Origin of the sequence: Streptomyces sp. NPDC047043 (assembly GCF_040644055.1) — a bacterium.
Taxonomy (GTDB): Bacteria; Actinomycetota; Actinomycetes; order Streptomycetales; family Streptomycetaceae; genus Streptomyces.
This window is the reverse complement of the sequence record NZ_JBEYVO010000018.1, coordinates 30995-48869: the sequence shown is the minus strand read 5'-3', so window position 1 is coordinate 48869 and position 17875 is coordinate 30995. Positions and strand designations below refer to the sequence as shown.

At 72.0% G+C, this 17875-nt stretch carries 13 protein-coding genes; 8 read left to right on the top strand and 5 right to left on the bottom strand.

Features of this window, described 5'->3' with window-relative positions; genetic code table 11:
- Position 1: 1 nt before the first annotated feature.
- Positions 2 to 2056, bottom strand: a complete 2055-nt coding sequence (locus ABZ880_RS27245; RefSeq protein WP_361267577.1) for a glycoside hydrolase family 36 protein — start codon at positions 2054 to 2056, stop codon at positions 2 to 4.
- Positions 2057 to 2094: 38 nt separating this feature from the next.
- On the bottom strand, positions 2095 to 4269 hold the full coding sequence (locus ABZ880_RS27240; protein ID WP_361267575.1) for a molybdopterin oxidoreductase family protein: 2175 nt from the start codon (positions 4267 to 4269) through the stop codon (positions 2095 to 2097).
- Positions 4270 to 4615: 346 nt separating this feature from the next.
- Here ABZ880_RS27240 and ABZ880_RS27235 point away from each other — a divergent pair, with 346 nt between their 5' ends.
- From ABZ880_RS27235 to ABZ880_RS27225, 3 genes are read left to right on the top strand one after another with little or no spacing between them, the layout of a single operon-like run.
- Entirely contained in the window at positions 4616 to 6139 is a 1524-nt protein-coding gene (locus ABZ880_RS27235; RefSeq protein ID WP_361267573.1) for an amino acid adenylation domain-containing protein, read from the top strand.
- A complete protein-coding gene (locus tag ABZ880_RS27230; RefSeq protein WP_361267571.1) occupies positions 6136 to 7383 on the top strand; it encodes a hypothetical protein in 1248 nt (415 codons plus the stop codon). Before ABZ880_RS27235 ends, ABZ880_RS27230 begins: the two co-directional genes overlap by 4 nt.
- Positions 7384 to 7404: 21 nt before the next feature.
- Positions 7405 to 8172, top strand: a complete 768-nt coding sequence (locus ABZ880_RS27225; protein WP_361267569.1) for an enoyl-CoA hydratase-related protein — start codon at positions 7405 to 7407, stop codon at positions 8170 to 8172.
- Here the strand turns inward: ABZ880_RS27225 and ABZ880_RS27220 are convergent.
- A complete protein-coding gene (locus ABZ880_RS27220) occupies positions 8159 to 8848 on the bottom strand; it encodes an ElyC/SanA/YdcF family protein (RefSeq protein WP_361267567.1) in 690 nt (229 codons plus the stop codon). The genes ABZ880_RS27225 and ABZ880_RS27220 overlap by 14 nt on opposite strands.
- A gap of 327 nt (positions 8849 to 9175) precedes the next feature.
- On the opposite strand from ABZ880_RS27220, the gene ABZ880_RS27215 reads away from it, so the two are divergent.
- The 4 genes from ABZ880_RS27215 (at position 9176) to dnaG (ending at position 14803) form a co-directional block, all read left to right on the top strand.
- Complete coding sequence (locus tag ABZ880_RS27215) at positions 9176 to 10021, top strand: sirohydrochlorin chelatase (RefSeq protein ID WP_361267895.1); 846 nt, start codon at positions 9176 to 9178, stop codon at positions 10019 to 10021.
- 61 nt (positions 10022 to 10082) lie between these two features.
- Positions 10083 to 11336: a deoxyguanosinetriphosphate triphosphohydrolase gene (locus tag ABZ880_RS27210; RefSeq protein ID WP_361267565.1), complete on the top strand. Its 1254-nt coding sequence runs from the start codon at positions 10083 to 10085 to the stop codon at positions 11334 to 11336.
- Between the two features lie 168 nt (positions 11337 to 11504).
- Positions 11505 to 12779, top strand: a complete 1275-nt coding sequence (locus ABZ880_RS27205) for an FAD-dependent oxidoreductase (RefSeq protein ID WP_361267563.1) — start codon at positions 11505 to 11507, stop codon at positions 12777 to 12779.
- Positions 12780 to 12898: 119 nt separating this feature from the next.
- Entirely contained in the window at positions 12899 to 14803 is a 1905-nt protein-coding gene (gene dnaG, locus ABZ880_RS27200; RefSeq protein WP_361267561.1) for a DNA primase, read from the top strand.
- Here the strand turns inward: dnaG and ABZ880_RS27195 are convergent.
- Together ABZ880_RS27195 and ABZ880_RS27190 are read right to left on the bottom strand one after the other, a co-directional pair.
- On the bottom strand, positions 14774 to 15796 hold the full coding sequence (locus ABZ880_RS27195) for a nucleotidyl transferase AbiEii/AbiGii toxin family protein (protein WP_361267559.1): 1023 nt from the start codon (positions 15794 to 15796) through the stop codon (positions 14774 to 14776). The two genes, dnaG and ABZ880_RS27195, sit on opposite strands and share 30 nt — an antisense overlap.
- On the bottom strand, positions 15793 to 16449 hold the full coding sequence (locus ABZ880_RS27190; RefSeq protein WP_361267557.1) for a hypothetical protein: 657 nt from the start codon (positions 16447 to 16449) through the stop codon (positions 15793 to 15795). Before ABZ880_RS27190 ends, ABZ880_RS27195 begins: the two co-directional genes overlap by 4 nt.
- A gap of 101 nt (positions 16450 to 16550) precedes the next feature.
- On the opposite strand from ABZ880_RS27190, the gene ABZ880_RS27185 reads away from it, so the two are divergent.
- A complete protein-coding gene (locus ABZ880_RS27185) occupies positions 16551 to 17855 on the top strand; it encodes an RNA polymerase sigma factor (protein ID WP_361267555.1) in 1305 nt (434 codons plus the stop codon).
- Positions 17856 to 17875: the final 20 nt, after the last annotated feature.

The following is a 17875-nucleotide window of genomic DNA, read 5'->3' as shown; positions in this document are numbered from 1 at the left end:
GTCAGCTGAGCCGTACGAGCATCATCGCGGGTGCTTCCGGCAGCCTCAACCGCAGTCCCTTTCCGTCCCAGTCGCACTGGGCCGCCGCCGCGTCCGAGGGATGCAGCACCTCCGCCCGGACATCCTCCGCTCCCGCCAAGTGCCGTACGGGAACGGTCAGTTCATCAGCCCCGCCCCGGCGCCACACCGACACATACGTCGGACCCTCCACCGGCCCCCGCAGCCCGAGCGCGACCCACTCGTCCGTCCACCCCGGCAGCCCCAGCGGCCAGAAGGGCACCGCCGTGCGCAGGTCCTCGCGGATCGCCTTGTACGTGTCCACCGCCTCCCGCACCAGCCCGAGTTGACGCTCCGACATGCCGTCGAGGTGCCCGGAGAGGTGGATGCGGCCCAGCATCGCCGTGCCCAGCGTGAACGCGATCTCCCGGTCCGAGAAGCCCGGTTGGGGGTAGGCCCACACGGCGCCCTGCTCCGGCGGCACCACCGTCGGCGCGGCGGCCGCGATCGGTGGGTTGCGGACGGGGTCCTGCTGGTCGGACATGGACTGGAGCTGGGTGAGGGCGAGCGTCGCGCCGTCCATGCGCATGCCGCCCGACGCGCAGTTCTCGATGACCAGGCCGGGATGGCGGTCGAGGACGGCGGAGATCCACTCCCGCCAGGCCCGGGTGTGGTCCAGCAGGCCCGGCGCCGAGGTCGTGATGTTGTAGTCCAGCTTCAGATAGCCGGCGCCCAGTTCGTCGACGACCCGGTCGACCGTCCGGTCCAGGTGCGCCCGGGCCGCCGGGTGCGTCAAGTCGAGCTGGTGGCGGCCCTGTTCGGTGACCCGGGTGCCGTCCGCGTGGGCGAGGAAGGCCGCCTCGGGGAGTTCCGCCGCCATCGGGCTGCGCACGCCGACGACCTCCGGCTCCAGCCACAGGCCCGGCACCATGCCGCACTCCCGGATGCGCTCCAGCACCTCGCGGATGCCGCCGGGGAAGCGGCGCGCGGACGGCTGCCAGGCGCCGACGCCGTCCCACCAGCCGCCGTCGTCCGTGTCGTCGTACCAGCCGGCGTCCACGCAGAAGTACTCGGCGCCCGCGGCCGCCGCCGCGTCGATCAGCGGGAGCAGCCTCTCGGTGGTGGGGTCGCCCATCAGGGTGTTCATGTAGTCGTTGAAGACGACGGGGAGGCGCTCGTGGTCCGGGTGGGGGCGGCGGATGCGGCGCCGGTACGTCGTCAGTGCGGCCAGCGCGTCGTCGATGCCGTCGCCGAGGGCCAGTGCCGCGTACTCGGAGGTGAACTCCTCCCCGGGCAGCAGCACCCGGCTCCAGCCGTGGTCGTCGTGGGTCGGCCCGCCCAGCCCGAGGTAGGTGTGCCGGGCCGGTGCCTCCCCGGCGTCCCAGCCCCACCCGGCCGCCGATTCGGCCTGCCACAGCCAGCAGCGGCCGTCCGTACGGCTGGTGAGCGCGCCCATCGCCAGGTGGCCGTCGGTCGGCCAGCTGCCGCGTCCGGTCAGCCGCAGGGCCGCGCGGGCGTCGTGCTCGTGGACGTCCCGGTTGATGTCGGGCACGGCTTCGCGCAGCGGCTCGCCGTACCAGCGGCATTCGGCGAGCCAGTCGTTGCGCGCCCGGTGCACGTCGAGCACGTCGGGGGAGGGCAGCCCGCCGAGCAGCAGACTGCCGACGGAGCGGAGCGTCACCGGCGCGGAGCCGTCGTTGCGCACCCGGACCCGGGAGCGCAGCACCGGCACGCCGTCGGGGGAGGAGTACTCGGCGAAGACGGTCAACCCGCCCTGCGGATCGGTGAGTTCGACGGTCAGGTGGTGCCGCCCGTCGCCGTACGCGGCATGGTGGGCGCGATGCACGAGCCGGGGCCCCAGTGCCGTACCCCTGAAACGGGGGCCCGACCACCCCGTGCCCGCGCCCGTCAGGATGACGTCGACGAGCGGAAGGTCTGTCGGCGGTGGTTTCGGATCGCCGGGGCGGGCCACGGAGATGCGGCCACCATCCGGTCCGAAGTCGAGGTCGACGGTGAGCGCGGAATGGCCCCAGCGGTGGCCGTAGTCGTCGTCAGCCATGGTGGCTCCAGCCTACGGCTCCAACGCCCGCTGATCACCTATGCCTTGACGGCCTCCACGCGTACCGCGCACGCCTTGAACTCCGGCATCCGTGAGGTCGGGTCGAGGGCCGGGTTGGTGAGGGTGTTGGCGCGGCCCTCGCCGGGCCAGTGGAAGGGCATGAAGACGGTGTCCGGGCGGATCGCGGTCGTGATGCGGGCCGGTGCCACCGCCCGCCCGCGCCGGGAGACGACGGCCACGGGGTCGCCCTCCGCGGCTCCCAGGCGTGCCGCCAGCCGCGGGTGCAGCTCCACGAACGGGCCGGGTGCGGCGGCGTTCAGCTCGTCGACGCGGCGGGTCTGGGCGCCGGACTGGTACTGGGAGACGACCCGGCCGGTGGTCAGCAGCACCGGGTACTCCTCGTCCGGCTCCTCCGCGGACGCCCGGTGCGAGACGGGCACGAAGCGGGCCCGGCCGTCCGGGGTGGCGAAACGGTCGAGGAAGAGACGGGGCGTGCCGGGGTGGGCGGCGCCCGTGGAGCCGTCCTGGGCTGCCGAGTCGTCGTCCGTTGCGGAGTCCTCGCCGAGCGCGTCCAGCGAGGCGTCCTCCCCGTCCTCCGCACCGTCGGCCTCGGCCGGGCACGGCCAGAACACGCCGTTCTCCTCCGCCAGCCTGCGGTAGGTGATCCCGGAGTAGTCCGCGAGGCCGCCCGCGCTCGCCCGGCGCAGCTCCTCGAAGACCTCCTCGGGGTCGGTCGGGAAGCCCTTCTCCACACCGAGCCGGTCGGCCAGTTCGTGCATGACGTCCAGGTCGCTGCGGACGCCCTCGGGAGGCGTGATCGCGCGTTGGCGCAGCAGCACCCGGCCCTCGAGGTTGGTGGTCGTACCCGTCTCCTCCGCCCACTGCGTCACCGGCAGCACGACGTCCGCGAGGGCCGCCGTCTCCGACAGGACGACATCGCAGACGGCAAGGAAGTCAAGGGACTTGACGCGCTCCTCGATGTGCGCGGCACGCGGCGCGGACACCACCGGGTTGGAGCCCATCAGCAGCAGGGACCTGATGTCCCCACCGAGGGCGTCGAGGAGTTCGTACGCACTCCTGCCGGGCCCCGGAAGGCTGTCCGGGTCCACACCCCACACCTCGGCCACATGCCGCCGCGCCGCCGGGTCGTCGAGCTTGCGGTAGCCGGGCAACTGGTCGGCCTTCTGGCCGTGTTCGCGCCCGCCCTGCCCGTTGCCCTGCCCGGTCAGACAGCCGTACCCGGACAGCGGGCGGCCCGCCCGCCCGGTCGCCAGGCACAGGTTGATCCACGCGCCGACCGTGTCCGTGCCCTTGGACTGCTGCTCGGGCCCGCGGGCCGTGAGCACCATCGCGTTCTCCGGCTCGCAGAACAGCCGTACGGCTTCCCGCAGTTCGGGAACGGACACCCCCGTGATCCGTTCCACGTACTCCGGCCAGTGCGCCATCGCGGCCGCCCGCGCGTCCTCCCAGCCGGTCGTGCGCTCCTGGACGTACGCCTCGTCGACCCGCCCCTCGGCCACCACCAGGTGCAGCAGACCGAGCGCGAGCGCCAGGTCGGTGCCCGGCCGGGGCGCCAGGTGCAGATCGGCCTGCTCGGCGGTCTTCGTGCGGCGCGGGTCGATGACGATGAGCGTGCCGCCGTTCTCGCGCAGCTCGTTGAAGAACCTCAGGGACGGCGGCATGGTCTCCGCGAGGTTCGATCCGACGAGGATCACGCAGCCCGACTTGGGGATGTCCTCCAGCGGGAAGGGCAGCCCCCGGTCCAGGCCGAACGCCTTGGTGCCGGCCGCCGCGGCCGACGACATGCAGAACCGCCCGTTGTAGTCGATCTGGGAGGTGCCGAGCACCACCCGCGCGAACTTGCCGAGCGTGTACGCCTTCTCGTTCGTCAGGCCGCCCCCGCCGAAGACACCGACCGCGTCCGGCCCGTGTTCGCTGCGGGTGCGCAGCAGTGCCCCGGCGATCCGGTCCAGCGCCTCGTCCCAGGTGGCGGGCACCAGCGTGCCCTCCGAGCGCACCAACGGGGAGGTCAGGCGCACCCGGGACGAGAGCACGGCCGGCGCCGTACGGCCCTTGCCGCACAGCGCGCCCCGGTTCACCGGGAAGTCCGCGCGCTCGCTCACCTCGACCGTGCCGTCCGGTGCGGGCGTCAGGTTCATCCCGCACTGCAGGGCGCAGTACGGGCAGTGGGTCGGCGTGGCGGTGTTCTGCATGCCGTTCAGCGTGCTTCGGGCGTGTTACGTGCGGGGCGGCCCCTTGTTACACGGGCAAGACGGCGACCTCCTCGCCGCACCCCGGCCGACGTGAGACACACGCGAATGCCCACCTCCAGTCGCCACCGGGGGTTACGGGAGTTGCCTCTGTTGTGAAAGACGCCACATGTGGCTCATTTCGTCCCGTGAGTGGCCGATCACGCATCGTTGAGAGTTGAAGTGCCTCGTAGCACCCTGACTCCCTGCGCGCACGACTCCGCACGGCGTTCGACATACCGGGCATGCCCGCCGCTCATCCCGGCCGCAAACCGTCACTCGAAACAGCCAGCCAGGAGGTCTCCCCAGCATGCCTCTGCGCCACTTAACCCCTCGCGACCAGCACCTTTTCCGGCAGTACGGCCATGGAGACACCGTTGCCGTCCCCGAACCGCTCGTCCACCGTGCCGTCGAACGGCAGGCCGCGGCCGCCCCGCACGCCGTCGCCGCCGAGCACCTGGGCGCGACGATCACCTACGGCGAGCTCGACCGGTACGCGGACGCGCTCGCCGCCCGCCTGGTCCGCGAGGGCGTACGGCCCGGCGACCACGTCGGCCTCTTCGTACGCCGCTCGATCCCGATGCTCGTGGGTCTGCTCGGCATCCTGAAGGCGGGCGCCGCCTACATCCCCCAGGACATCGGCCTCGCACCCCCGGCCCAGCTCGGCCAGGTGGTCCGCACCGCCCGCACCCGCGTCGTGCTCACCCTTGCGGACCACGCCTCCCGCGTGCCGCTGCCCGCCGGGCACCGCATGATCGCCCTCGACACCGAGCCCCTCCCGCGCACCCCCGGCCCCCGGCCGGACGTCCGCCCCGACGACGGCTGCTACGTCCTGTTCACCTCCGGCACCACCGGCCGGCCCAACGGCGTCAAGGTCACCCACCGCAACGTCGCCAACATCCTCCTCACCGAACCCGGCTCCCTCGGCATCCGCCCCGGCGACCGCGTGCCCCAACTCCTCAACATCGCCTTCGACATGGCCGCCTGGGAGATCCTCGGCTGCCTCGCCCACGGCGGCACCCTCGTCATCCGCGGCAAGGACATCGCGGCCGCGGCCCGCACGGCGGACGTGATCGTCGCCACCCCGACCGTCCTGTCCGGCATCGACCCCGCCGCCTGCCCGCACGTCCGCACGGTCGCCGTCGCGGGCGAGCCCTGCCCGCGTCCGCTCGCCGACCGCTGGGCGGCACGGGCCGCCTTCTTCAACTGCTGCGGCCCGACGGAGACGACGATCGTCAACACGATGCGCCGCCACGACCCGACGGCTCCCCTCCTCACCATCGGCCGCCCGACCCCCAACAACACGGTGTACGTCCTCGACGCGGACCGCCGGGCGCTGCCCATCGGCGAGGTCGGCGAGATGTGGGCGGGCGGCGCCTGCGTCTCGGCCGGCTACCTCGCCGACGACCTCCTGAACGCCGAGCGTTACGCCCCCGACCCCTTCCTCGGCCCCGGCCACCGCATGTTCCGCACCAGGGACCTCGGCCGCTGGACCCCCGACGGTGAGCTCGAACACCTCGGCCGCACCGACGACCAGGTCAAGGTCCGCGGCTTCCGCGTCGAACTCGACTCCGTCTCCTCGGTGTTGGAGTCGGTCGCCGGGTGCGTCCGCGCGGTGACCCTGAAGCGGGACGCCCGCAGCCTCGTCTCCTTCGTCTGCCCGGCCGACGTCGACGCGGACGCGGCCCGCCGCGCGGTGGCGGACGTACTGCCGTACTACTGCGTCCCGTCGGAGATCCTGCCGCTCGCGTTCCTCCCCGAGACGGACCGCGGCAAGATCGACAAACCGGCGCTGCTGCGGCTGGCCGAGGAGCACACGGCGGTGGCCCGATGACGACCTCGCTGGACCGGCAGACCGCCGAGCTGCCCCCGCTCACCTCGGCCGCCCGACGCTTCTTCAAGCACCCGCGGCTGATGCACCACAACCGGCTGGCCGCGCTGGTCCTGGCCGTCAACGTGGCTTACGCGGCGGCAGGTCGGCCGCTGTCCACGGCGGCCCTGGCGCACGCGTCCCTCGCCAACCTCGCCCTCGCCGTGCTCGTCCGCCAGCAGTACGTCGTCAACCTCCTCTTCCGGCTGGCGACCTGGGCCCCGACGACCTGGCCGCTGAAGGTCCGCTGGACGCTCGGCAAGGTGTACCACTTCGGCGGGCTGCACATGGGCGGGGCGCTGGCGGGGACGGGCTGGTTTTTGGCACTGGTGGCGACGGAACCCAACGGCCCGTCGGCAGTGGTGGGCTGGACCCTGACGGCCCTGCTGGCCGTCATCGTCGCCACCGCCCTGCCCCCCTTCCGCTCCCGCCACCACGACCACTTCGAGAAGATCCACCGCTTCGGCGGCTGGACGGCCCTGGCCCTGTTCTGGGCGCACACCCTGCTGTCCGCAGCCGGCCCCGTCTCCGTGGCGGTCCTCGCGGTGGTCACCTTCAGCGTCGCGCTGCCCTGGCTGCGGCTGCGCAAGGTCGCCGTCCGCCTCGAACGCCCCTCCCCGCACGTGGTGCTGGCCCGCTTCGACCACGGCGAGACCCCCTTCGCGGGCTCCTCGACCGCGATCAGCCGCAGCCCGCTCAAGGAATGGCACTCCTTCGCCAACGTCCCGGCCCCGGGCGAGTCCGGCTTCCGGCTCACCATCTCCCGGGCCGGCGACTGGACCGGCTCCTTCATCGACGACCTGCCGCAGCGCGTGTGGGTCAAGGGCATCACCACGGCCGGGGTCGCCAACATCGAGACCCTGTTCACGAAGGTCGTATACGTGGCCACGGGCAGCGGCATCGGCCCCTGCCTGCCCCATCTGCTCGCCGCCGAGGTCCCCTCCCGTCTGGTCTGGGCGACCCGCGACCCGCGCGCGACCTACGGCGACACCCTCGTCGACGAGATCCTCGCCGTCCAGCCGCACGCCCGGATCTGGAACACCTCCCGCGACGGCAAGCCCGACATGGTGCGCCTCGCGTACACCGCGTACCGGGACTTCGGGGCCGAGGCGGTGATCTGCATCTCCAACAAGAAGCTGACCTGGCAGGTGGTGCACGGCCTGGAACGGCGCGGGATTCCGGCGTACGGCGCCATCTGGGACTCGTAACTCTGCGCATCGGAGGGGAAGATGAACAACCTGAAAGCCGAACGCCACGGCGGTGTGGTGACAGTCCGTCTGCACCGCCCGCACGTGCTGAATGCCCTGAGCTCCGAACTCCTCGAGGAACTCCTCGATTTCCTCCGCCCGTTGGACGAGGACCCCGAGGTCGGCTGCTTCGTCGTCACCGGTTCGGAGAAGGTGTTCGCGGCGGGCGCCGACATCAAGGAGATGGCGCCGAGGTCGGCCGTCGACATGGCGGCCGAGGACTACTTCGCCGCCTGGGAGGACTTCGCCGACCTGCGCACCCCGAAGATCGCCGCGGTCAACGGGCATGCCCTGGGCGGCGGTTGTGAGCTGGCGATGATGTGCGACCTCGTCATCGCGGGGGAGTCGGCGGTCTTCGGCCAGCCGGAGATCAGGCTGGGCGTGATCCCCGGCATCGGCGGCACCCAGCGCCTGACCCGTCTGGTCGGCCGGGCCAAGGCGATGGACCTGGTCCTCACCGGCCGCACGATGGACGCGAGGGAGGCGGAGTCCTGCGGCCTGGTCTCCCGGGTCGTACCGGACGACCGCGTCCTCCCAGAGGCCCACGAAGCCGCCGCCACCGTCGCCGGGTACGGCCGCACCGCCGTGCGGGCCGCCCGCGAGTGCGTCGACCGGGCACTGGAAACCGGACTGCGCGACGGCCTCCGCTACGAACGCCGCGTGTTCCACGCCCTGTTCGCGACCGACGACCAGAAGGAGGGCATGACCGCGTTCCTGGAGAAACGCGCACCCCGCTTCACCGGGCGCTAGCCAGTGCCCTGGTCACCCCCGGTTCCTTCGGCCCGAGGAACCGGGGGTCCGGGTGGAACACCGCGTCCAGGGCCGCCTTGCCCGCCGCGAAGATCTCGCGCGTGCCGCCGTAGTACCAGGTCACGTCGTGCTTGGCGTCGACCCCGACGCCGTACGACTCCACGCCCGCCGCCTGGCACAGGGCGACCGCGCGCCGGATGTGGAAGCCCTGGCTGATCAGCACCGCCCGGTCCACACCGAAGATCTTCTTGGCGCGGACGCAGGAGTCCCAGGTGTCGAAGCCGGCGTAGTCGCTGACGATCCGCGAGTCCGGCACCCCGTGCTTCTTCAGATAGGTCCGCATGGCGTCCGGCTCGTCGTAGTCCTTGCGGCTGTTGTCACCGGTGACCAGGACGACCTCGATACGGCCCTCGCGGTACAGCTCGGCCGCCGCCTTCAGACGGTTCGCGAGGTACGGGGACGGCTCGCCGTTCCACAGGCCGGCGCCGAAGACGACGGCGACCTCGGTGCGGGGCGCGTCGGCCGTCGTGCCCAGCCGGTCGGCCGTGGAGACGTACAGCCAGGTCACCGGAAGCAGCGCCACCACACACCCGGCCATCACCACCTGCACCAGCCTCCGCCATCCGGCACGCGTGCGTGGCAGGCGCGGTCTGCGCGGCAGCTCGGGTCGGCGCATCGGACGGTTCCCCCCTCTTCGGCCCTGTCTCCGGGCCCTCTTTTTCGACAGTCAGAGACGTCCTGTCAGCCCGACCGGTTCGTCGCACGATACGTGACGAGCTTCACTCCGTATGACGAAACCGCAGGTCACCCCACCTCACAGTCCCCACACACCCCACGGTGAACCGCCGGAAAACACCCGTCATTCTCGTGCAACGGGGCGGCAACCTCCCGCCGCCACCATCGGTCCATGACGGCGTCGAACCCTCCTCGCGACGAGTCCACGACCAAGCCCGGTGCGGTGCTGCCGCTCCAGGCGGCCCACCTCGACAGTACGGCGCACCTCATGAACCGGATCAGCAGCCAGCTCGCCAGCCAGCTCAGCCTCGTCTCCCTCAACGGCAGACGACGCCCCGGCCCGCCCGCGCTGGTCGTCGTGGCGCACGGCAGCCGCGACCCGCGCGCACTGAGCACCGTGCGCACGCTCCTGGACCGCATCCGCGAGCAGCGCGCCGGCCTTCCGGTCCACCTCGGCCACATCGAACTGAACGAGCCCCTCCTCCCCGACACCCTCGCCGGCCTCGGCAGCGGCGAGGCGGTCCTGGTCCCGCTCCTTCTCAGCCGCGGCTACCACATCAAGCGCGACATCCCCGAGATGGCGGCCGAGTCGGACGTACGCGCACGCGTGGCCGGCGCGCTCGGCCCCCACCCGCTGCTCGTGGACGCCCTCCACGACCGCCTCGTCGAGGCCGGCTGGCGCACCCGCACGGACGAGGCCACCCGCCGCAGAAGCGCGGTCGTCCTCGCCGCGGCCGGCTCCCGCGACCCCGAGTCCAAGGTCGACACCAACCGCACGGCCCAACTCCTCGCCGAACGCCTGGGCGTACCGGTGGTCCCCGCCTACGCGACCACGGCCGCCCCGAAGGTCCGGGACGCAATCCAGGCCCTGGCCTCCCGAGGCCACGACCGAGTAGCCGTGGCCTCGTACTTCACGGCCCCCGGCCGCTTCGCCACGGAGTGCGCGGAGGCGGCCCCCTGGATCGCGTCGGCGCCCCTGGGCACCCACCCGGCGATGGCACAGCTGGTCCTGCACAGGTACGACCAGGCATTGTCGGCTCCGGCCGCGGCAGTTGCCCCAAGGGGCGCGGGGAACCGCACGACAAGCCACGAACTACCCGCAATCGCCATATAACGGAACCCGGCAGACGGACAGGCGCACCCCAATTGTCACTGCCTGCGCTTACTGTCGAGACATGTCGTACGACGCGCAGTCAACCGAACGCTGGGCCCCTGAGCCCGACAAACGCCCCGGCCGCACAGCCTTCCAACGCGACCGAGCCCGCGTACTGCACTCCGCTGCCCTACGACGCCTCGCCGGCAAGACCCAGGTCGTCACGCCAGGCACCCGCAGCCCCTCCTGGGACGCCAGCCCCCGAACCCGCCTCACCCACTCCCTGGAATGCGCCCAGGTCGGGCGAGAACTGGGCGCAGCCCTCGGCTGTGACCCCGACCTGGTGGAGGCCGCCTGCCTCTCCCACGACCTCGGCCACCCACCCTTCGGCCACAACGGTGAACAGGCCCTGAACGAATTCGCCGAGGACTGCGGCGGTTTCGAGGGCAACGCCCAGTCCCTGCGCCTCCTCACCCGCATCGAACCCAAACGGTTCACCCCGGAAGGCTCCGTCGGCCTCAACCTCACCCGCGCCGCCCTCGACGCCGCCACCAAGTACCCCTGGCCCAGAGGCGCCCACCCCACCGCCCCGGCCTCCCCCAAGTTCGGCGTCTACGAGGACGACCGCCCGGTCTTCGACTGGGTCCGCAAGGAGGCCCCCGGCACCCGCACCACCTTCGAGGCCCAGGTCATGGACTGGTCCGACGACGTGGCCTACTCGGTGCACGACGTCGAGGACGGCCTGCACGCGGGCCACATCGACCCGGGCAGCCTGCACGCGGAGCCCGAGCGGCAGGCGGTCTTCGCGGTCGCCGTCGGCCGGTACGTCCCCGCGGACACCGACCCCGCCGAACTCGCCGCCGCCCTCGACCGCCTCCAGGACCAGGAGTGGTGGCCGCACGGCTACGACGGCACCGCGGTCGCCCAGGCCCGCCTCAAGGACGCCACCAGCCAGCTCATCGGCCGCTTCTGCCTCGCCGCCGAGACCGCCACCCGCGCCGCGTACGGCAGCGGCCGCCTCACCCGATACGGCGCCGAACTCGTCGTACCGCACGAGACCCGGCTGGAGTGCGCGGTCCTCAAGGCGGTCGCCGACCGGTACGTCATGCAGCGCGCCGAGCAGGAGCGGCTCCGTGCCGACCAGCGGATCGTGGTGGCCGAACTGGCACAGGCGCTCACCGCGCGTGCACCCTTCGGCCTGGACCCGCAGTTTCGCGCGCTGTTCGACCAGGCAGGCGACGACCGCGCCCGCAAGCGCGTGATCGTCGACCAGATCGCCTCGCTCACCGACGCCTCGGCTCGTTCGCTTCACGCGCGTCTGACGGGGCATGTGTGAGACCGACGGGACGAGGGTGACCTGGAACGAGCCCGAATGTGACCCTCCGTGGCCTGATCGGGCCACTCCCTCTTCCCCCATCACGCTCCGTGCGGGACGCTCGCATGTGGCGGCACCCGCAGTGTTTTCTGTGGGGACACCCCCCAGACCCCCCGTAGGAGGCATCAAGTGGTCGACGCGGATCAGACATTCGTCATCGTCGGAGGCGGCCTCGCCGGCGCGAAAGCGGCCGAGACGCTCCGAGCGGAGGGCTTCAGCGGCCGCGTGATACTGATCTGCGACGAACGCGACCACCCCTACGAGCGCCCTCCCCTCTCCAAGGGCTACCTGCTGGGCAAGGAGGAGCGCGACAGCGTCTTCGTCCACGAGCCCGCCTGGTACGCGCAGAACGACATCGAGCTGCACCTCGGCGAGACCGTCGACGCCATCGACCGTACGGCGAAGACGGTCCGTTTCGGCGAGGACGGCACGCTCGTCCGTTACGACAAGCTCCTGCTGGCGACGGGCGCCGAGCCGCGCCGCCTGGACATCCCCGGGACCGACCTCGCGGGCGTCCACCACCTGCGCCGCCTCGCCCACGCCGAGCGGCTGAAGCACGTCCTCGCGGCGCTCGGCCGGGACAACGGCCACATCGTCATCGCGGGCGCCGGCTGGATCGGTCTGGAGGTCGCCGCGGCGGCCCGCGAGTACGGCGCCGAGGTCACCGTCGTCGAGCCGCTCGCGACCCCGCTGCACGCGGTCCTCGGCCCCGAACTCGGCAACCTCTTCGCCGAGCTGCACCGGGAGCACGGCGTCCGCTTCCACTTCGGAGCCAGGCTCACCGAGATCGTCGGCCAGGACGGCATGGTCCTGGCGGCCCGTACGGACGACGGCGAGGAGCACCCGGCGCACGACGTCCTCGCGGCGATCGGCGCGGCCCCCCGCATCGGCCTCGCGGAGGCGGCGGGCCTGGAGATCGCCGACCGGGCGCAGGGCGGCGGGGTCGTGGTCGACGAGCGGCTGCGCACCTCCGACCCCGACATCTTCGCGGCCGGCGACGTCGCCTCCTTCCCGCACGCCCTCTTCGACACCCACCTGCGCGTCGAGCACTGGGCCAACGCCCTCAACGGCGGCCCCGCGGCGGCCCGCGCCATGCTGGGCCGCGACCTCACCTACGACCGCGTGCCCTACTTCTTCTCCGACCAGTACGACTTGGGGATGGAGTACAGCGGGTGGGCGCCCCCGGGCTCGTACGACGAAGTGGTGATTCGAGGGGACGCCGGAAAGCGTGAGTTCATCGCGTTCTGGGTGAAGCAGGGCCGGGTGCTGGCCGGGATGAATGTGAACGTGTGGGACGTCACAGAGCCGATCCAGAAGCTGATCCGATCGCGGGCACGGGTGGACACGGAGGCCCTTGCGGACCCGCACGTTCCGCTGGACAGCCTGGGGAGCGAGGCTTCCTGAGCGTCACTGCTGTCAGTCCGTCCCCGTGCTGCAATTCCCGGGGGACAACCCCCGGACCCCCGGCCGGGGGACGGACAGCTCGCCCCACGAGTGTCAGCGCTGCCCCGTAGAATCACCTCGTGGCAGGACGGATCAACGACGAGGACGTGAAGGCGGTACGGGACGCGGTCCCGATCGACGCCGTGGTGTCCGAGTACCTCCAGCTGCGGAACGCGGGCGGGGGCAACCTCAAGGGCCTGTGCCCGTTCCACGACGAGAAGTCGCCGTCCTTCCAGGTCAGTCCGAGCAAGGGGCTCTTCCACTGCTTCGGCTGCCAGGAGGGCGGCGACACCATCACGTTCGTGATGAAGGTCGACCACCTCACCTTCTCCGAGGCGGTCGAGCGCCTGGCCGGCCAGGCCGGCATCACCCTGCGCTACGAGGAGGGCGGCTACAACCCCGCCCACCAGCGCGGCGAGCGCATCCGCCTGGTCGAGGCCCACAAGGTCGCCGCCGACTGGTACATGGAACAGCTGGCCACCGGCGCCGAGGCCGACACCGGCCGCAAGTTCCTCGCCGAGCGCGGCTTCGACCAGTCCGCCGCCGAGCACTTCTCCGTCGGCTACAGCCCCCAGGGCTGGGACCACCTCACCCGCTATCTGCGCGGCAAGGGCTTCACCGACAAGGAGCTCCTCCTCTCCGGCCTCTCCCAGGAGGGCCGCCGCGGCCCCATCGACCGCTTCCGCGGCCGTCTGATGTGGCCGATCCGCGACATCGGCGGCGACGTCGTCGGCTTCGGCGCCCGCAAGCTCTACGAGGCGGACAACGGCCCCAAGTACCTCAACACCCCCGACACGGCGATCTACAAGAAGTCCCAGGTCCTCTACGGCATCGACCTCGCGAAGAAGGACATCGCGAAGGCCAGCCGCGCGGTCGTCGTCGAGGGCTACACCGACGTGATGGCCTGCCACCTGGCCGGCGTCACGACCGCGATCGCGACCTGCGGCACGGCCTTCGGCGGCGACCACATCAAGATCCTCCGGCGCCTGCTGATGGACAACGGATCGGCCCGCGTGATCTTCACCTTCGACGGCGACGCGGCCGGCCAGAAGGCGGCCCTGCGCGCCTTCGAGGACGACCAGAAATTCGCCGCCGAGACGTACATCGCGATCGCCCCGGACGGCATGGACCCCTGCGAACTCCGCCTGGCGAAGGGCGACGAGGCGGTGTCGGACCTGGTCGAACCCCGCACGCCCCTGTTCGAGTTCGCCCTCCGCCAGATCGTCGTTCGCTACGACCTCGACACCCCGGCGGGCCGCGCCGCCGCCCTGGACGAGGCGGCCCCCATCGTCGCCCGCATCAAGAACACCGGCGCGCAGCACGAGGTCGCCGTCCAGCTCGCGGGCATGCTCGGCATCCTGGACACACAGTTCGTGGTCAAGCGCGTGGCCCAGCTGGCCCGTTGGGCACGCGACCGCGGCGGCAAGGGCGGCCCGGCCCCGGCCCGGGGCCCCCAGTCGTACGACGCCTCGCCCCGCCCCTCCGGTCCCTCCGGCCCGGCGCTCAACCTCCGCAACCCGGTCTACGCCACCGAGCGCGAACTGCTCAAACTCGCCCTCCAGCGCCCCGAGTTGGTCTCCCCGGCCTTCGACGCCTACGGCATCGACGAGTTCACCGCCGCGCCCTACGCCGCCGTACGCCAGGCGGTCATGGAGGCGGGCGGCGCGGAGTACGGCGTCCAGGACGCACAGGACTACCTGGTCCGCGTCCGCGAGGCGGCCCCGGACGACGGGGTCCGCGCGATGGTCACGGAACTGGCCGTCGAGGCGATCATGCGCCGCACGGTCGACGAGAACTACGCGGGCGAGCAGCTCGTCACCGTCCGCCGCCGCGCCGTGGAGCGCCGCATCCGCGACATCCAGTCCCAGATGACCCGCCTCTCCGCGGGCGGCGACCCGGCCCAGCTGGCCGCCGTACAGAACGAGTTGTGGGTCCTGCAGCAGTACGACCAGGCGCTACGGGAGCACGGGGCCGGGGCTCTCTGAGCGTCCGGCGAAGGTAGGCACCAGGGCCTGGATCAGCCGGTCGGCGAACTCTCGCTCGCCGTGCGTGAATGCCGGGTACTCGGTGACGAAGTGGTCCCACTCGACGTATCCCGCGGCCTGTGAGACGTCGGCCGGGGTGATCTCCTGGCGGTGCCGGCCGGCCAGGGTGTGGCTGCCCGAGAGGCGGAAGACGCGCAGCAGCAGGTCGTAGGCGAGCGGATGGCGCTCGGCGAGGAGAACGGCGTCGTAGAGGTCCTTGCCTTGCGGGTGGGCGTCGTCGATCAGCCACATGAGCTTCCAGGCCAGCGACAGCGCGGGCGTGGCCGCCAACAGGACGGTGCCGTCGGGCAGTTCCGCAGGCTCGGGCGCCTCGGCCAGCTCCTCGTTGAAGACGAAGTCCAGCTGGACGTGCCCGCCGGGCAGCCCCGGCGCGGACCAGGGCAGCACCATGCGGCGGCCCGGCACCCGGTCGTAGGTCCAGATGTCCTCGAGCACCGCCTCGCGCGCATCGAAGGCCACGCCCGCCCCGCGCCCGGCGGCGACGGACTCGGCGGCGGCCGCGACACCGTCGAACAGCCGGGCCGTGCGTGCCTCGTCGATCCGCCACGAGTGCGGCAGGACGACGAAGTCCAGATCACCGGGCTCACGGGCGGCCGCGCCGAACCACGCCGACATCAGCACGCTGCCACGCAGCACCAGCGAGTCCGCCCACTCGGAGCCGCCGATCGCGGCGAGGACAAGCTCCAGGGCCCGGCGCCGGGCCGCCCGCCACACCTCGCCCCGCGGCGGATCGGTGAAGACGGGGTCCATCGCGCGGAATGCGTTCTCGTACTGCTTCAGCGCCGGCTCGAAGACCAGCCGCTGCTCGACGCCCTCACCCGTCGTCGTCCGCAGCGTCCGGGGCAGCCGCTTCGCCGCGCGCGTCTCGTCGTCCAACTCCTGTGCCGGAACCGGGAAACCCGACCACACCGGCTCCTGCCACGACCCGCTCATCCCTGGACCCCCACCGTCTCCTCGATCCATCCCTCGTCCACCGACACATCACTGTCGAAGAGCACGAACTCCCGCTCCACACCCACCACTTCGAACCCGGCCAGCTCCGCCAGCAGGGCGTCCAGCGCCCGCCCCGCCCCCTCGGCGTCCACCCCGCGGCACCGCTGCGTCACGAACCGCTCGTGCCGCCCGCCGTCCCGCACCCGCCGTGCGTTCCACGACACATGCGCGCCGTGCGGTACGACCCGTGCCGCCAGGTCGGCCAGGTCGGTGTCCGCGCCGAGCCCCAGCTTCACGTGGTGCTCGAAGTACCGCTCGCCGTCGCACGGCCGACGCGGCACCTCCGGCGCCCACGGCGTCGACTCGATCTTCACCCGCACCGGCTCGAAGCCGTCCGCCCGCAACCGCGCCAGCACTTCGCGCGCCCGAGCCGATTCGGCGGCGTAGGACCGGGCACCCGAAAGGGTGAGCATGGGCTGGTCGCGCATCCGACCCCGGGCCAGCACGATGTGCGTCAGCTTGAGACCCGCGGCGGCCGCCCACCGGCGCAGCCGCTCCGATTCGGTCGCGCCGACACAGCGAACCGTCACATGGGTTTCGTACAAGGATGCGGACACGCGGGGATCGTGCCAGATCAGGGCGGGCACAGGCATCCAGGTTTCCACGAGGGTAACCACCCGGTCACGGCCCGATTGCAAAAAGTCACCGCACGCCCCTCGTGGCGGCGATGTGTCGTACTCCACACTGGGTTCCGGTGCCTGAGTCCTCGGAGCGCGGCCGATCCGTCCCACACGGGTCCCACACCCCCGCGGTTCCGCTCATCGCGTACGGGACGGACAGCGGCGTGGCCGCAGACTCCGCCCCCGAAGTACCGCTGCCGCACACCTCTGCAGCGATCATCCTGGAGGTCGCCCCCGTGCAGACCCAGACCCTCACACAGACCGACAACAGTACGGACACGGAGCCGGACGACGAGACCGACGTTCTCGTCGCGGTCCCCCCGCAGACCCGTGTCATGCACCACCCCGAAGCGGACCCGGAGAGCCCTCCCGAGCCCGCCGAACCGCCCGCCGAGGCCTTGGAGGCCGCGGAGACCCCCGAGCCGGTCGAGACCCGCGCCGCGGAGCGCGCCCGCGCGGACAGCAGCGGCCCGTCCTCGGACCTGTTCCGCCAGTACCTGCGTGAGATCGGCCGCATCCCCCTGCTCACCGCGGCCGAAGAGGTCGAACTCGCCCGCCGCGTCGAGGCCGGCCTGTTCGCCGAGGAGAGGCTCAGCACCGCGCCCGACCTGGACAGCCAGCTCGCCCTGGACCTGGACCGCCTGGTCGTCATGGGCCGCATGGCCAAGCGCCGTCTCATCGAGGCGAACCTGCGGCTGGTGGTGTCCGTCGCCAAGCGGTACGTCGGCCGCGGGCTGACCATGCTCGACCTGGTCCAGGAGGGCAACCTCGGACTCATCAGGGCGGTCGAGAAGTTCGACTACGCCCGCGGGTACAAGTTCTCGACGTACGCCACCTGGTGGATCCGTCAGGCCATGTCCCGGGCCCTCGCCGACCAGGCCCGGACGATCCGAGTCCCGGTCCATGTCGTCGAGTTGATCAACCGTGTGGTCCGCGTCCAGCGCCGCATGCTGCAGGAGCGGGGCTACGAGCCGACCCCGGAAGAGGTCGCCGCCCACCTCGACCTCCCGCCCGAGCGCGTCAGCGAGGTCCTGCGGCTGGCCCAGGAACCGGTGTCCCTGCACGCCCCGGTGGGCGAGGAGGACGACGTCGCCCTCGGCGACCTCATCGAGGACGGCGACGCGACGAGCCCCGTGGAGTCGGCGGCGTTCCTGCTGCTGAGGGAGCATCTGGAGGCGGTGCTCTCCACCCTCGGCGAACGCGAACGCAAGGTCGTCCAGCTTCGCTACGGCCTGGTCGACGGCCGCCCCCGCACGCTCGAGGAGATAGGCCGCATCTTCGGCGTGACCCGGGAACGGATAAGGCAGATCGAGTCGAAGACCCTCAACAAGCTGCGCGACCACGCCTTCGCGGACCAGCTGCGGGGTTACCTGGACTGAGCAGGGGCCGCTCACGCGAA

What these genes read in the sequence shown, in the direction of transcription:
- ABZ880_RS27245 (WP_361267577.1), bottom strand. Translation starts at nt 2,056, where the DNA reads ATGGCTGACGACGACTACGGCCACCGCTGGGGCCATTCCGCGCTCACC.
- ABZ880_RS27240 (WP_361267575.1), bottom strand. Translation starts at nt 4,269, where the DNA reads ATGCAGAACACCGCCACGCCGACCCACTGCCCGTACTGCGCCCTGCAG.
- ABZ880_RS27235 (WP_361267573.1), top strand. Translation starts at nt 4,616, where the DNA reads ATGCCTCTGCGCCACTTAACCCCTCGCGACCAGCACCTTTTCCGGCAG.
- ABZ880_RS27230 (WP_361267571.1), top strand. Translation starts at nt 6,136, where the DNA reads ATGACGACCTCGCTGGACCGGCAGACCGCCGAGCTGCCCCCGCTCACC.
- ABZ880_RS27225 (WP_361267569.1), top strand. Translation starts at nt 7,405, where the DNA reads ATGAACAACCTGAAAGCCGAACGCCACGGCGGTGTGGTGACAGTCCGT.
- ABZ880_RS27220 (WP_361267567.1), bottom strand. Translation starts at nt 8,848, where the DNA reads ATGCGCCGACCCGAGCTGCCGCGCAGACCGCGCCTGCCACGCACGCGT.
- ABZ880_RS27215 (WP_361267895.1), top strand. Translation starts at nt 9,176, where the DNA reads ATGAACCGGATCAGCAGCCAGCTCGCCAGCCAGCTCAGCCTCGTCTCC.
- ABZ880_RS27210 (WP_361267565.1), top strand. Translation starts at nt 10,083, where the DNA reads ATGTCGTACGACGCGCAGTCAACCGAACGCTGGGCCCCTGAGCCCGAC.
- ABZ880_RS27195 (WP_361267559.1), bottom strand. Translation starts at nt 15,796, where the DNA reads ATGAGCGGGTCGTGGCAGGAGCCGGTGTGGTCGGGTTTCCCGGTTCCG.
- ABZ880_RS27190 (WP_361267557.1), bottom strand. Translation starts at nt 16,449, where the DNA reads ATGCCTGTGCCCGCCCTGATCTGGCACGATCCCCGCGTGTCCGCATCC.